Here is a 13,410-nt window from a genome sequence, read left to right on the forward strand (position 1 = left end):
GCTCTTGATCACCCGCTTGATCCTGCCTTTGGCCAGTTGAGGGCGCGAAGCCCACTGGCTAATTCGTGGATGGGCCGCGACGGTGACTGGTCGCCCTCACCCGTCCTCGGCCGCGTTCGTCGAACGTCCCGCCATCGAGCTAATGCGATCGGCAATACTGACGGACATGCCGGACCAAAGGCGCTCCACCGAGAGCGCCTCGTCCACTAGCGGATGATCAAGGTCAAGCTCGTCTGATATCTCGAGGAATACCGCATCGAATTGCCGAGCCTTCTCCTCGACGTCGCGGTAGAGCCGGGAAACCGTTTCGGGATTAATGTCGGGATCGGCAAGCAAGATCGTCGCGACCCTTATTTTGATCCTCGCGATTTCGCCCTGTTCTGTGATGACGGTCAGCCAGTCGCGTTCCATGTTTTTCCCGAAATGAACAGGGTTAGATTACATGGCGCGGGGCGGCGGGCAAGAGGAAGCTTGCGCAGGGTTGCGGGCGGCTGCCGGTCTAAATGCTCGTCGGGGCGTGTGGAGCGGCTTGGCAACGTTGATCCACGTCGATCACGATCGGCATCCGCGCTTCCAGGCACGCCGAGATAAAAGCCTCACGGGCCACTTCTCGGGAGATGAACCGCTCCTTCGCCCAGCGGCATAGATTCGACGCGCGACGGTGATGCACACCGAGACCGTTTGGCCACTCGTTTTCCATGAAATCGATCGCTTCTTCGACCGAATGAAAAGTGCTGGGTCGCGATGGGTTGGGCGGCCCCGGTTGGCGGGAGAGTGAGGCGGCACTGGCCCTTGCCGATGCTTGTGACGATTACTGCGTGTACCTCTCCAAGGAACCACCGGCCCAAGCCGGCGGGCCTTAAAGGCGCGGGTAGTCACCGACTGGTCTACCTTTCAGTGCAGTGATTTGATCATATGTGCAACTACTTAAATACGGTTGCTGCCTAATAAATGTGACGGCTAAGCATAAAGAAAAGCCGGCCACCAGGGCCGGCAAATAATCGGCGGTGTGCGGGTTGATCGGCCGGTGGAGTGACAGACGATCTATCTGCCGCCATATCTCGCGTGCTGTGAGTCTGCATTACTAAACTAAATAGAAACCATCCTCCATCTGGGTGATTTGCGGATCGCGCCAGACTGCTATGTTGGCGCAATCGACGCTACATCAGGAGGCACCTTGGCGGTAATTGCGAGCAATCATGCGCTAGGCACCGACGTCGCGGGCGCTGAGTTGGCGCTTATACTGTCCGATCCGCGATTTAAGGTCTCTGTGCGAAACCGGGCCTTCCTGAAGTATATTGCCGAAGCGGCGATCAACGGTCAATCTCAGGGGATCAAGGCGTACTCAATCGCCGTAGATGTGTTTGGTCGGAACTCTGATTTCGACGGTGATACCGATCCCATCGTTCGGATTGAGGCGATGCGGTTACGACAATCGCTGGAGCATTATTATCTCTCGTTGGGCGCTGGGCACGACGTGCATATTCGCCTGCCACGAGGCCGCTACATCGCTGAATTTTATATGCGGCCAGTGGAGGAGACCGACACTTATATCAAACTGGTCGCTACCTATCAAAAACCCTTGCGTGAATCGCCACCGGCCGCAGTGCAATCGCCGCCGAAAAGCGGTTGGGCCAGGTTTGTCACACTGATAAGATCCGTGATTGCGCGAAACCCGCGAGGCTGACGCGCGGCCGGTCGAATACTGCCGCATTAATGGTGACGGCCGACGCCCCTTTTGAGGGGACGCCGACCGTCGGAGGGTGCAATCTTTTGGGGGACTGCAGTCCTAGCATATGCTTAAACGAGGTTCACTTCTATCGTCGGCGCGGCTTTGTACGTTTTTGACCGACCGCAGTTGGGCGGGAACCCTCTCCGAGCTAACCGCGTATCAGGCGGTCGCGTCCAGCGTATTCGCGACAAGGCCGCGCCCAGCTCCATGTTTATCGACGAGGACGCGGCCCCCTCTGGATTGAAGATCCGCATCTAGCAAAGAAGAGCCGGCCACTGGGACCGGCAAAAGTTTTGGCTGGACGGGCTCATAATGCGGATCCCGGAAGGTTGTTCCAAGCGGCGCCCAATGGGAGTGGAACCAGTTGCCAGATAGTCTGATATCGATGGATTAGAAGAAGGCCGCAGGAGCGCGCGGCCAACATTCTATGGAAACGCGATCGAGCTAGATGCGATTGCGCCATGCTCCGCCGGCGGCCTCACGTCAGGACCATATCGACTGCCCGCAGTAAAGAGGTTGGATTGATATCCGACCATCGCAGGCAACGAAAAAGCCCCAGCATTACGGCGCGAGGCAGAGGCGCCTATTTCAATCGATCTGAACCAAATCGCTTTTCGCGCGTTTAGGGTCTGGTGCAATCACGCAGTTTTGGGGTGTTGCCCAGTCATTGGCCGGGGCGCGACCGCGCTTCGGATACTCTATGTTAGATTGAGAACGCACTCATGAACACCTTCCCCAAAATCGTAGCGGCCCTCCTGGCGGTTCTAATGCTTGCGTCATGCGGCAACACTATCCGTGGCTTAGGCAGGGATACGTCGAACACTGTCGATGCCACCCAGGACGCAGCCAAGGACGTCGCGGAGTAATCCGAGGCTGAGGGTTCCAATCAGAAGGGAGCACACCATGAGTCGGAACACACGCATCATCGCCCTCGTCTTAGGCGTCGTCGTACTGGCTATAATTGCCTACTCCATGCTGGGCGACCGCACGTCAGGACCGGGGCCGGCGACGACGACCACTACCACGCCTGCCGACACGACGCAGCCGACGACCAACACCCAGTAGTCTCGGGCGGCATCTTGATAACGCCGTTTCTACTGAACATAGCCACGAAAAAGCCCGTCGAGCTTTCGACGGGCCTGACAACCGCAATGCATTGAAAGGACTCAGTTGCCGCCGATGTTTTGATCATTCACGAAGCGCTCGAAGTTCGGCACATCTTCGATTTCGGCGAGTAATCCAGCCTTCCTTAAGTAGCGTTGAAAATTCTCGCGAACGGCTTCCACCGGAAAGCTACCACGCGCGGCGCGACGACATGCTTCTTCAAGCATTTCGAATGGGAGCCCGCGTTGGTTTTCGGGCCATTCTTCCAAGATGTCGAACACATCATCCAGACCTGTGACCTCCTCAATGAAGTATTTGCGCTGCAGAAATACAGGGCGATCGAACCGGGCATATGCCATTGCTACCTCCTTAATCCAGGCTCGGTTGACGGGCTGCATTTTAAGAAAAGGCGACTAAAAATTCAAGTCTCGACATGCTGAAGGACGTGCGCGTTGCCCTTCCTTATTAGTTGATTTCCATGACAAAATGGCGTTCGTTGCCGATTATTTGCACTGCATGCAGATCACAATAGGTTGTTTTTACGTGATAATATATAAAAGTTTGGTTCTATATCCACCCTTGCGTCCACCTTATCTGCGCCCGCTGGCACCGTTTTTGAGTGTTAAGGTCAATGCTTCGATGACGCCATGACGTGATCCGGACAGTAAAATCAGTCAATGGTTATTATCTCAGTCATGATGGGGAGCCCGCTTTGCGCGCAGGACTGTTGTTGGCCCCCATTTGATACGCGGTACGGTTTGACCGCTATCGCGAAGCTCCTTTACAGCGGCTTCTAAAGCCACGGCGACCTCCTGCTGAGTGCTGCTTTCAAGATCAGGCACGCTGACCCGGAATGCATATGCTCCCCCTTCGACCGTTGCCTCGACAATTGAGCTGCGCAGGTGACGATTGAATACCTCAAGGTGCTCTTTGGGTATCGGCATGGAGGCCTCCTGTTCACGTTCCTCGAAAATCGGCGAGCCCGCACGAGTGCCGGATGGCCTTTTGAGGGATGGCGCACCAAACTTGCCGGAATAGGCGCCAGAACTAGATACAAATTCCGTCCGGCACCCGTGGGGACGAGCATTTAGTAACGTACCGATCGAACATAAGTTGCGCCGAACTGAACTAAAGAAAAATGGACGGAGACGCGCGAGGTTTGCCGAAGGAACGATAGCTGCCCCGGCCGACTGGGATCCAAGTTTCCATGGGCGTCGGCCGGGGTGACTCGCGATTGAGGCGCGGAATGGGAATCTGGTAGCTAACACCCACGCCTTCATCAGGAGAGTAGTCGCTCGACCCATGCAGGGCTGTTTGGGTAGACCGGGGTACTGGTCTCAGGCTTTAAGCCCGCGCGCTTAAATCGATAACGCCCGAAGAGTGATGTTTGTTCATGGAATTGACCCAGGTTAATTATAAGAAAAGCTTAATAAGACTTAAGTTAGAATTACTTGACGGAGTTTTGTCGGAAAAGTATAACGCAAGCTAGGTGCCGATCAGACACCAAAAATGCGGTGGCTACCCCTGCCGCGAACTTGGGCCGGCGCTCGCGTCGGCCTTTTGTTTTGGGCGGCCCGTCGCCTACGACGCGACCGAAAACGCGTTGCTGTTAGCAGGCTCAAGCATCCGCTGAGGATACTGTGCAAGGTATAAGCAATAATCGTCACACGCGTCGGCGAGAGACAGCGCCGCCTCGCTCTCGCGCCAGCCGGCCTGGACCAGGTGGACCATTAGTTGCCGCACGAGCAAAGTAGCCGCTTTTTGCCTTTCCGCGTCGCGTCGTCGGTCAGACGGAGCGAATTTAGGAACGCACATTTCGATTTTAGCGTGCACGATGAAACCCCCAGATACATATCGTCCCACTAATATAAAACCCCTTAAATTTAAGGGTGTCCAGTAAAATTTCGTTGCGAGTGTAATTGGCGTCCAGGCCGGCGGGGCTCAACGGCGCGAGGATCACCGGATGGTGACACGCAAAAGAAAAGCCGGCCACTAGGGCCGGCTAGATGAGAGCGGGTCGGGAGAAAAACCCGCAGGGACTTGCGGCAGTAACGCGGATGAGCGGGCGGTGGTTCCGGAACGTTTCTTTGCCTCCGCTGTTTCAGTGGACAAAAGGAGAACTCAGATGACGACCTTCATGTGGGTGATGGTGCTGGCTGCCGGGCCGATCGTCCTCGGTTGCGCAATAGCGTACGGGTTGATGACGCAACGACGCTTGACCCCTGCCGAGGAAGAGAAACGCAATAAGGCAATCAAAAAGATGTACCACAAGCCCCGCTGACATCACGGGCGACATGGCTCTGCCCCCGCCATCATGCTAATGAATATAAGCATTGATCAATTGTCGGGCAGGTCTTCGACCAACCAAAGCCGCGCCTTAATCCGGCGCCGTTTTCGGATAACCTCAGATATCAATAGGAGCCCGACAGCCGCGCCTGCGCTTAGCCCAGCGACCATGCTGAGCGTGGTATGAAGATCCATCATGCGACCCGCCTCTCGCAAAGCGATAGATTAGCATACGCTCACACTTCAACCATCCCCCAAATGGGGGTCGCCCGCCCTCACATGATTGTGGGCGCCGGAGAGCGGCGCGAAGCCAATGCGAAAACGCGCCGGCGTGGTGGCCGAGGCGATATCGTGGTGTCGAGAGATAAATTTATCTGGCTAGGGACGCGAACCGGGTTCGGGCGCGGCGCTCCAGAATATGGTCGTGCTCTTCCTGCGTTAAGTCCAAGCTGATCAAGTCGGGCGCGTGATTTTCGCCGACCTGCGACGCTGTGTGCGGCTCAAGTGTCTTAGAATCGCCGGCGATTTCCATCATTTCAGCGACTTTGGTTTCGAGGGCGTCCGCGCCGTGGGGAAACAGCCCTGCGGCGATGGCGTCGTCATAAGTCATCGCGTTTTCGTCGTGTTATTGGTCATGCGCTTTACCTTTCGTGTGTGCGTTATGCGCCAGGCGTGGTCGCGCTGATCAGTGGTGTTGCAAGCTAGCGAGTATGAGCGCCATTCAAGGTGACACCAAGGCACAGTGGCCTCACTTCCCACTGACCTCAACGTGCCGGACCAAGGCTGCGGCAAACGAAATGGCGCGATTATGAGCGCGTTCTCGTGCGGGCCTTCATTCGATCCCAGTAATTCTCAACCGCTTTCGCCGCCTCAGATGCCGTTGGGCTATATCCGGCATTTGGCATGATCGGCGAGCCGCGAAATCGCGGAGGACAACTGCCGGACCAGCGCCATTGGCCTTTTTTCAGGGTCTCTCGGTCGAGCCTGATCCTACCGGCGTTGATATCGTCATCGAACGCGCAGTAATCCTCGAATGGTTTTCCGTCCACGTCGGTCTCATCAGGCCAGGTGCGGCGCCAGCGGTATTTTTTCTGCCATGCGCCCGGGTCCATCATCAATCCTCACTGTTGCGCCGAGCTCGAAAGAACCGCTCCCGCTCTGCCTTGAGCTTGGTGACGGATTTCTCGACCGCGTCAATGGCATCCCGGTTCGCCTTGCGCCATGCCTGGGAAATGGCCGGGTTCCGCATCGCCACCTTTCGCGGGTCTTCATGCGATCGGATATGGATGTCTGCTTCCTCGGCTGCCTTGATGAATGCGGAGCGAGCCTTGGCTGCGGTCGCCTTGCCCTCGAGAGCCGCGAGACAGGCCCGCTGAGCGGCCATGAAGGCCTTACCGCTATCTCGGGGCCAAAGCTCTAGCAAACAGCGTGCTGCGTCTTCCGTGGAGCCTACAGTTCGATATCCGCCAATGCCGTGAAGCTGCAAATCTACTCCGTCTTCCCAGGGCTGAACGGCCATGACGCGACACTCCTAACGCAACCGATGCGGCTCAATCGAATCTCCCGCGACTCGTTCCGTGGGTGAGGAAAAGAATCTTCGCAACCAGACTTCAGTTCAACTGCCCGACCGTTGACGGCCAGCGCGCGCCTGCCAAAATTGAGGATAGTAAAGGCGCGCGTCATGTCTATAAATTCACCGCGATATCCCGGATCATACTCTCAACGAGCAACCGACTGCGAACTTGCAATCGAGCGTGACTTTCTTCGCGAAGTGGTAGACGCCCACACGCCGTTTATAGACCTCGATGCAATACTTATCGCTATTGCCGACGACGCCCTGAAGGCGGGATGGTCGGAAGATGAATTGACCGAAGCGGCCATTGTGCTCGCGAAGCGCCACAAGATGAACAACGGCGATAAGTGTCCGAAATAGAAACGGGGAAGTCCGCCAACCTCCCCGTGCTTCGCGAAGTCCTCAAAAGAAACGAAGCAATGCAATCCTGCGCTCTACACGGCCGCGCAGCAAGAACTTCTAATTTATGACAGACTAATGCAGGTGGCATTTTAATGAATCTGTGGCGCAATTGTCGCCTTGGCAAAGCGACTGATGCCTATCCTCGAGAACATGCAGAGCGGGCGAAAACGCGGCATCCGGTAGCTCAGTTGGAATTCGCAGCCATATGCCTGTGATCGCGGGCCCTCACCAAGTGCAGGCAGTAGTCATCCATTGCGTCAGCAAGCGACAGCGCGGCATCGGTCTCGCGCCTCACTCGCCGTTGTTGATCTTGATGCTTCAATGAACTTTGGCATGCGCAAGTCCCTCCTTAGGTCTCGTGCATTGATCGTCCCGGGCAGTGCGTGGATGCGTGGGCAGTGTAGTCCACCGGCTCTGTTTGCGCAGATCCAACTGCCCGGGACTTCACGATGCCACAGGTGAGGAGCGTCGCAACCGAAACCCATTCTTAACCTTACCGTCGATCGACTTTCCCAGCCTCGACCACATTCTGACTGCCATGCCATTTGTTTTGGGACACGCCTGTTTCATTTTGATGTCGCATCTGCTCTTTGCTGATGAAGGTCGGAACCCACGCAACTCCAGCCATCCGGCCCGTCGGCCGCGCCGAATGGCCGGACGGTTCGGCCGAGGATAGAAAGAGGAGATTGGGGCTATCAGCGTGCTGCGAACCGTTCGCGCGCTGTTTCCAAGCACTCTTTCATCAGTTCGTCGGGATTGGTCACGCCTTTCCGGAATTGCGCAAAGATCATTTCATAACAGTCGCTTCTCGTCTCCTCGGTGTCGTAGAACCACGTAGAGGCGACAATCGCGTCATAGACCCGTCGGACGGCCGCGAACCGCGCTGGCAGATTGTCGTCTGGATATTCTCTTTTCATTTCCATTACTCTCAGCGATCTGCGGCACAGGGCGGTTCTTCCACGACCTTGGGATGCACCCGCCTAATGACTACCCGCAATTTGTCTCGCAAGAGTTAAGGGCTGTGATAAGGCAGGGACAGTGACCGGACGGCCGATGGGCGGCAAATCAAACTTGCCGGGATGGGTGCCCGGCTTGCGCCACGTCCGGGACGCGCGGGGACGGGCATAGTTTAAGCGGCTTTATGAAATAGGTTTCGGAGTTGGAACTGATGTGCGGAAAGTCGCGTTATTGCATCGTCATTTCTCCCAGAATGAGGACTCCGGCCCGGTCGTGCGAAAGTGCGGCCGGGCTTTCTTCGGATATCGCGCGCCTTTACTAAGGCAGCATCTGCGGCTGAGGCTGCTGCGGCGACGAAGAGAAGTTCATCACAAGCGGCATATTGGCCTCCAAGCAGGCCGATATCAGTGCCTCGCGCGCTGCCTCGGTCGCGACCATACGCTTAGCGGCCGCGCGACAGAGATCCAGCGCTCGGCGATGATGCACACCGAACTTAACCGGCCATTCTTTCTCCAGGAAGTCGATCGTGTCTTCGAGCGAATGAAAAGTGTGCTGAAGACCATTTTGCAGCCTGACGGTGATCGGCTTACGCCAAAAAGTTTCAATGACCTGCATTTCATCCTCCTTTGGCCATCAAAAACTAAGCGGATACTTAAAATTTAGGGGGATAATCAGCAAACGCAAGGCTTTGTACGAAAGCAGACAAAGCGTGTCCGATCAGATCAAAACCGATTGCCGCCTTGACTCTTTTCCTATCTGAGAACAAAATGAGAACATATTCCGCATGAGCGGAGCATTTTCACATTGTCAGCGATAGGAGAACCGCCATGTCAGCGGCCGAACAATTGCGCCTGAATGTTGGCTCATTCGAACGAAGCCCCCGTCAAGAAGTCGATCTCGTCGATGCAATGATCAGTGCCCATGGCGGCGACGCCAGACGCGCGGTCGCTGAGTTGATGCTAGATGCCGACTTCCTTCGTGACCAGCTCTACACGGCCTCCCGCTTGATGAGCCAATGCTATGGCCGAGGATGGAAACCGAAATACGAGCGCGTGCTATGACTCGCCGCAAAGGCGAGCTTTCCCCGGCGGGCATCGATCAAGGCTGGCCGCATCAGGTTGCCATGCCGTATGATAGCTGTACGGGCAAGAATTACGATCCGCCTCACACTTTCATTCGAGGGCTGAGCGTCTGCGGGCGAGCCCACACAGTGTTGCACGGCGACGAAAAGTATCTCGTCTTCTGCTTCGCTGATGTCGTGGATGCGCTTCAATTCAAGGAAGCCTTGGGAGGCATCCCATTCTATCCCGAGGACAGGAAGGGTAAGAACTGGAACCGGCCGCCTGGCGATATCCGCAGGCTGCAAAAATCACGCAATCCATATGAGTGGTAGACGGGTGCCGGTATGCCGGAAAAAACAACCTTCACTTATCGCGAGAAGAGCTACACACTGTCCGACGCTGACCGCAATGGACAGATTATCGAGGCGCATTGCCGATACTGCAACCTCACGCACAATTTCCGGCCGGCTGACCTCATTGCTGTACTGGGTGACCAGAAAACCTATTCTATCGAAACCCATATGACTTGCCAGAAATGCAAGAAGAAGGACTATATATCGGCAAAGCTTCGAAGCTACGACGGGTCGTACATTGGAAAGTTGCCGATCCGGGAGTTGGTCGAAGTCTACTATGTGAAGAAAAGCAGGTGGAAGAACGGGGTGCTGTGAATGTGCAATCTGTACCGGCTGGACGCTCGCGATTGGACGATCAAATTCGTCCAAGACGCTCAGAGCTTCGACAACCTCGTCAACATGATGGACAGCTATGAGGTCTACCCCTATCGTGAAGGGTTGATCCTCCGCAACACCGCCTCTGGCCGCCGGCAACTGGCGCACGTTCGATGGGGATTGCCGAGCTCGCAAAATGCGTTGTTCGAAAACGCCAAGAAGCGCGCTGACAAACTGCGGACCAAGGGCAAGGAATTCGATTTCAACGATCTGTTGAGAATGGAGCCTGACGGCGGCACCACGAACGTCCGCAGGACCGACAGCAAACATTGGAAACGCTGGCTTGGCATCGAGAACCGTTGCCTCGTTCCCTTCACCCGGTTTGCCGAGCCCGATCCTGTCCGGCAAGAGGCGGAGAGGTTGAGCTATAGACCCAACGCCTGGTTTGCTCTCGACGAAAGCGAGCCGCTGGCTTACTTCGCCGGCATCTGGGTGCCACGGTGGACGAGCGTCCGCAAGATCAAGGAAGGCATGATCACGACCGATCTCTATGGCTTCCTGACGACGGACCCGAATGGTATTGTCGAGCCAGTTCATAAGAAGGCGATGCCGGTCATCCTCATCACGCCGGAAGAGGTCAACACCTGGCTGACGAAGCCGTGGGACGAGGCGAAAGCGTTGCAGCGTCCGTTGCCAGATGACCAGTTGGTGAAGCTGGCGGCTTGAACCATCAAAGCTGGTATTGTGACCGTTCTCAACTGAAACAGCCCTCAAACAGGTGGACCCTAACATGGCCAATGGCCCGTTGAACTGGCTTGACCTTGATCCGCTCCTAATTGTGGGAAGCGGGCCACGATACGTGCTGGTCGGAGAAGAGGACGGCAGCTTTACGGTCATGGACCAGACGACAAAAGCGGCGGCAATCTGGAACGACCAGATGCTCTTCGGATTACCGTTTGAAGAGGCCGACGACCTGCTTGAAACAATGAACCAATTGACGAACGCAAATCCGTAGGGTGCAGTCGTGGACTATCCCGCTGTAACGTTGGTGGCGTGCCATGGTTGAGAAACGTTATCCCACGAGGCATACGACAATCGGGTCAGTAATCGATGCAGGCCTCAAGATCCACGGCTTCTGCATGGATTGCGGCCATGACGCGGAAATCGATCTTGCCGAGGTCGCCAGGAAGCTCGGCCGCAAACATAGCTCGCTGCCGATGTATCTCGTTCCCAAAGTTCATTGTGATGTCTGCAAGAGCAAGAATGTGGGCACCTACCTCGCTGATGCTGATGCGACTGTTCCAGCAGAACACAAGGACCACGTCGAGCAAACATGGAGGAGGAAGTTCACGCCTCCTGATAACGAAAACCAATGATCCGGCCGCAGCGCGCCGATGCACTCAGTGCACTAGCCGGACGTATCTGTCTCCCGCTTCGCGATGATCGAATCTTCTATTCGCGAACGCAGAACCCGCATTGCGTCAGCCATCTCAGCAAATCTGGCTTCCTGGCGCTCGGCAACGTTGACAGCGCAGTTCCTTGCCTTAAGTGCGATTGCGATTTCAGACATCCATGCCCGACGCCGCTCGACATCGACCAACTTGGCATTCAAGGCGCCCAGTTCTGTCTCCAAGTAATCCATGCCACACCCCGCTCACTGATTTCATAGTCAACGAGCTAATTTAGCGCGTCAACGTCGCGACGGCGCCAATGGAGCATATCGGCACATTTGCTTGGAGTTTCCCCGGTATTCACACCCGGAGCTGGGAGTATGCGGCACAGAGCTGTCAATCCATATCCGGTAACTTGCCATGCTGAAACAGCACCTCGGGCGGCCCGTACTCTCCGACGCTCGGATCTGCTGTCCTTTGCCAAGCAATGACGCCGGCATGCTTGCCTGAGATCATCTGAGCTTCGCGCTTGGCCCGGGCCGCGTCTGTGAATTCGCGAGGATCAAACGCCGGCACAAGGTTGCCTTCCTCATCCTCGTCGAAGGCGGCCATCACGACCATCTTTCCGAGCGGTTGGGTCATCAGACCTCCATTTCCAAGTCAAGCCAACCATGAATAGGGACCGCTTGAGTAAACATCCTCAACATACCAAACACAATCGTGTCGTTGCCAGTGGCAGTGGCCTCGACGCGCGCAATCTAAAAAGCCAGAATGATATCACTCCCGTCTAACTCCGCAGGCTTGAAGTCCAGGAGACGCACGTCGCTGCCATCGTCGAACTTAATCACGGTGTCCCGGCCAGATTTAATCACATCGTATTCCTCGGCAAACGCCGATCGAAGATGGTCATGCGTTCTTCGTGGCCCATCGCTATCGAAGTCGGTGATTACGTTCCGTCTATCAGCCGCGCCAAAGAAAAAATCGTCCGTTCCTCTTCCACCCGTCATGGTGTCAGCGCCTTCATCGCCCTCAATGAAGTCGTTGCCCGCCCCACCTTTGATAACGTCGCGGCCTTGAAATCCGTAAAGCCCCTCTGAGGCTCGAGAGCCAGTAATTATGTCTGCACCATCAAGAACACCTAGAAGGAGATGGAAAGGGGACAAGCCGCCTGCATAGATATCTTCTGCGCCTTTAGAAATGCCTCTGATCTCGCTCATAAGGTTCCCCGAGCCATCGAAGAAGGTGATTGACTTCACCGCACCCGATGAGACCACGCCGTCGGCATATTCAAACCCCTCACCTTTAAGAACGTAGTAGCCAAGGGAATTGGGGTCATCAAACCGCGCCTTCAGATCCGACGACGCCGTGAGCGTGACAATGCCGCTGTAGAGGGAATAAAAATGGGCCCCGCCTACATTTCCGAAGTTGGTGATCGTCTGCGTGGCCATGGGGGTTCCTCTGCGCGTTGATTTCGCACAGTTGCATGGATAACTCTGCAAATACAGCATTTACGCCGCGCATACCATCGCCGCGCCGCCTCCGGCTGATGTAACGATCTTCGAGGCGCCGCGGTGGGTACAAGGGAGCCAGGTGCATCGTTCCGAAACCGCGGTGAGCTTCGTGATCAATCCCCGAGGGAGTTGCTGCGCAAACAATGCTTTCCTGCCGGGTAGGGAGCGGGCGGCGTGAGCGGCACAGGTATGAAGTTCCCAAACCTCTAAGGCAAGAATGAATGGGATGGGCTAGCTGACGGCGCTGTTTCGATTTCTTAGCTCGCGAGGTTCGTGTGCTTTTACGTGGAAGGTCAGTCAAGAGAGTGCCGCGATACCGAACAAAGCGATTTCAACAAGAAATAGGAACGTGTCCCAATGGATCCGTCGTCTCGCCATGAACTATCAATAATCCCTGAACGCCACATTGTTCAATGGCTGTTGACGGCATACTGGCGAAACAAAATCTACGCTCAATTTAGCAATCTTAGCTTCGCTTCTTGAGAAGACACTCGTTTGCTGGTTGCGAAATATTTACTAACGAAATTCGCTCTCGACGATTAATTGACAAGATAGGAAAAAATGAAAACGGAGGATATTTTGTCAAGTTGAGGTAAACTTAGCGTGTGGTAGTGAGTGTTGATCAATACTCACTGCACAGATTGATGTGAAATGAGGTAAAGTTTTGCTTAGCTAAATGCAGCGCAATTCAAGACGAATAGAGACAGCCGCCGATCGCACAAGGA

Annotated in this window: 22 protein-coding genes and 1 pseudogene; 11 read left to right on the forward strand and 12 right to left on the reverse strand. The window is 55.5% G+C overall.

The genetic code is table 11. From position 1 onward, the window contains the following. Positions 1-96 precede the first annotated feature (96 nt). Both ACSQ26_RS00930 and ACSQ26_RS00935 read right to left on the reverse strand, forming a co-directional pair. On the reverse strand, positions 97-411 hold the full coding sequence (locus ACSQ26_RS00930; protein WP_436005390.1) for a hypothetical protein: 315 nt from the start codon (positions 409-411) through the stop codon (positions 97-99). Between the two features lie 88 nt (positions 412-499). Continuing rightward, a pseudogene (locus tag ACSQ26_RS00935) lies at positions 500-727 on the reverse strand (DUF982 domain-containing protein); the annotation flags it as partial. Between the two features lie 450 nt (positions 728-1,177). On the opposite strand from ACSQ26_RS00935, the gene ACSQ26_RS00940 reads away from it, so the two are divergent. The 3 genes from ACSQ26_RS00940 (at position 1,178) to ACSQ26_RS00950 (ending at position 2,797) form a co-directional block, all read left to right on the forward strand. Further along, positions 1,178-1,687 (forward strand): hypothetical protein, encoded by a 510-nt coding sequence (locus ACSQ26_RS00940; protein ID WP_436005392.1) that lies wholly within the window; start codon positions 1,178-1,180, stop codon positions 1,685-1,687. A 767-nt stretch (positions 1,688-2,454) separates the two neighbouring features. Then, positions 2,455-2,598, forward strand: coding sequence for an entericidin (locus ACSQ26_RS00945; RefSeq protein ID WP_436005394.1), 144 nt, complete (start codon positions 2,455-2,457; stop codon positions 2,596-2,598). A 37-nt stretch (positions 2,599-2,635) separates the two neighbouring features. Next, positions 2,636-2,797 carry a hypothetical protein gene (locus ACSQ26_RS00950; protein ID WP_436005396.1) on the forward strand — a complete coding sequence of 54 codons (162 nt, stop codon included), beginning with the start codon at positions 2,636-2,638 and terminating at the stop codon, positions 2,795-2,797. A 101-nt stretch (positions 2,798-2,898) separates the two neighbouring features. Here the strand turns inward: ACSQ26_RS00950 and ACSQ26_RS00955 are convergent, their stop codons facing one another. Continuing rightward, positions 2,899-3,195: a DUF982 domain-containing protein gene (locus ACSQ26_RS00955; RefSeq protein WP_436005398.1), complete on the reverse strand. Its 297-nt coding sequence runs from the start codon at positions 3,193-3,195 to the stop codon at positions 2,899-2,901. Positions 3,196-3,525: 330 nt separating this feature from the next. Next, positions 3,526-3,780: a hypothetical protein gene (locus ACSQ26_RS00960; RefSeq protein ID WP_436005400.1), complete on the reverse strand. Its 255-nt coding sequence runs from the start codon at positions 3,778-3,780 to the stop codon at positions 3,526-3,528. A 1,181-nt stretch (positions 3,781-4,961) separates the two neighbouring features. On the opposite strand from ACSQ26_RS00960, the gene ACSQ26_RS00965 reads away from it, so the two are divergent. Continuing rightward, a complete protein-coding gene (locus ACSQ26_RS00965) occupies positions 4,962-5,117 on the forward strand; it encodes a hypothetical protein (RefSeq protein ID WP_436005402.1) in 156 nt (51 codons plus the stop codon). Positions 5,118-5,492: 375 nt separating this feature from the next. On the opposite strand, the gene ACSQ26_RS00970 is transcribed toward ACSQ26_RS00965, so the two are convergent. The 3 genes from ACSQ26_RS00970 to ACSQ26_RS00980 all read right to left on the reverse strand — a co-directional run bounded on the left by ACSQ26_RS00970 (position 5,493) and on the right by ACSQ26_RS00980 (position 6,641). Beyond that, entirely contained in the window at positions 5,493-5,732 is a 240-nt protein-coding gene (locus tag ACSQ26_RS00970; RefSeq protein ID WP_436005404.1) for a hypothetical protein, read from the reverse strand. Between the two features lie 196 nt (positions 5,733-5,928). Next, on the reverse strand, positions 5,929-6,237 hold the full coding sequence (locus ACSQ26_RS00975) for a hypothetical protein (protein ID WP_436005406.1): 309 nt from the start codon (positions 6,235-6,237) through the stop codon (positions 5,929-5,931). Next, positions 6,237-6,641 (reverse strand): DUF982 domain-containing protein, encoded by a 405-nt coding sequence (locus ACSQ26_RS00980; protein ID WP_436005408.1) that lies wholly within the window; start codon positions 6,639-6,641, stop codon positions 6,237-6,239. The genes ACSQ26_RS00975 and ACSQ26_RS00980 overlap by 1 nt, the downstream gene beginning before the upstream one ends. Positions 6,642-6,803: 162 nt before the next feature. Between ACSQ26_RS00980 and ACSQ26_RS00985 the strand changes: the two genes are divergently transcribed. Continuing rightward, entirely contained in the window at positions 6,804-7,055 is a 252-nt protein-coding gene (locus tag ACSQ26_RS00985; protein WP_436005410.1) for a hypothetical protein, read from the forward strand. Between the two features lie 737 nt (positions 7,056-7,792). Here ACSQ26_RS00985 and ACSQ26_RS00990 read toward each other — a convergent pair. Together ACSQ26_RS00990 and ACSQ26_RS00995 are read right to left on the reverse strand one after the other, a co-directional pair. Then, complete coding sequence (locus tag ACSQ26_RS00990; RefSeq protein ID WP_436005412.1) at positions 7,793-8,014, reverse strand: hypothetical protein; 222 nt, start codon at positions 8,012-8,014, stop codon at positions 7,793-7,795. 358 nt (positions 8,015-8,372) lie between these two features. After that, positions 8,373-8,669: a DUF982 domain-containing protein gene (locus ACSQ26_RS00995; protein WP_436005414.1), complete on the reverse strand. Its 297-nt coding sequence runs from the start codon at positions 8,667-8,669 to the stop codon at positions 8,373-8,375. Positions 8,670-8,881: 212 nt separating this feature from the next. Between ACSQ26_RS00995 and ACSQ26_RS01000 the strand changes: the two genes are divergently transcribed. The 6 genes from ACSQ26_RS01000 to ACSQ26_RS01025 all read left to right on the forward strand — a co-directional run bounded on the left by ACSQ26_RS01000 (position 8,882) and on the right by ACSQ26_RS01025 (position 11,159). After that, on the forward strand, positions 8,882-9,115 hold the full coding sequence (locus ACSQ26_RS01000) for a hypothetical protein (RefSeq protein ID WP_436005416.1): 234 nt from the start codon (positions 8,882-8,884) through the stop codon (positions 9,113-9,115). Then, on the forward strand, positions 9,112-9,447 hold the full coding sequence (locus ACSQ26_RS01005) for a hypothetical protein (RefSeq protein WP_436005418.1): 336 nt from the start codon (positions 9,112-9,114) through the stop codon (positions 9,445-9,447). Before ACSQ26_RS01000 ends, ACSQ26_RS01005 begins: the two co-directional genes overlap by 4 nt. Before the next feature lie 12 nt (positions 9,448-9,459). Then, positions 9,460-9,783: a hypothetical protein gene (locus tag ACSQ26_RS01010; RefSeq protein WP_436005420.1), complete on the forward strand. Its 324-nt coding sequence runs from the start codon at positions 9,460-9,462 to the stop codon at positions 9,781-9,783. Further along, on the forward strand, positions 9,784-10,509 hold the full coding sequence (locus ACSQ26_RS01015; protein WP_436005422.1) for an SOS response-associated peptidase family protein: 726 nt from the start codon (positions 9,784-9,786) through the stop codon (positions 10,507-10,509). Between the two features lie 64 nt (positions 10,510-10,573). Next, entirely contained in the window at positions 10,574-10,798 is a 225-nt protein-coding gene (locus ACSQ26_RS01020; protein WP_436005424.1) for a hypothetical protein, read from the forward strand. A gap of 43 nt (positions 10,799-10,841) precedes the next feature. Beyond that, positions 10,842-11,159 (forward strand): hypothetical protein, encoded by a 318-nt coding sequence (locus tag ACSQ26_RS01025; protein ID WP_436005426.1) that lies wholly within the window; start codon positions 10,842-10,844, stop codon positions 11,157-11,159. 32 nt (positions 11,160-11,191) lie between these two features. On the opposite strand, the gene ACSQ26_RS01030 is transcribed toward ACSQ26_RS01025, so the two are convergent. The 3 genes from ACSQ26_RS01030 to ACSQ26_RS01040 form a co-directional block, all read right to left on the reverse strand. After that, the gene (locus ACSQ26_RS01030) at positions 11,192-11,425 is read right to left on the reverse strand and encodes a hypothetical protein (protein WP_436005428.1); all 234 of its coding nucleotides are present in this window, start codon (positions 11,423-11,425) and stop codon (positions 11,192-11,194) included. A gap of 145 nt (positions 11,426-11,570) precedes the next feature. Then, on the reverse strand, positions 11,571-11,816 hold the full coding sequence (locus ACSQ26_RS01035) for a hypothetical protein (protein ID WP_436005430.1): 246 nt from the start codon (positions 11,814-11,816) through the stop codon (positions 11,571-11,573). 116 nt (positions 11,817-11,932) lie between these two features. Further along, entirely contained in the window at positions 11,933-12,622 is a 690-nt protein-coding gene (locus ACSQ26_RS01040; protein WP_436005432.1) for a calcium-binding protein, read from the reverse strand. Positions 12,623-13,410 lie beyond the last annotated feature (788 nt).

Origin of the sequence: Rhizobium sp. LjRoot254 (genome assembly GCF_964254105.1) — a bacterium.
GTDB lineage: Bacteria > Pseudomonadota > Alphaproteobacteria > Rhizobiales > Rhizobiaceae > Rhizobium_E.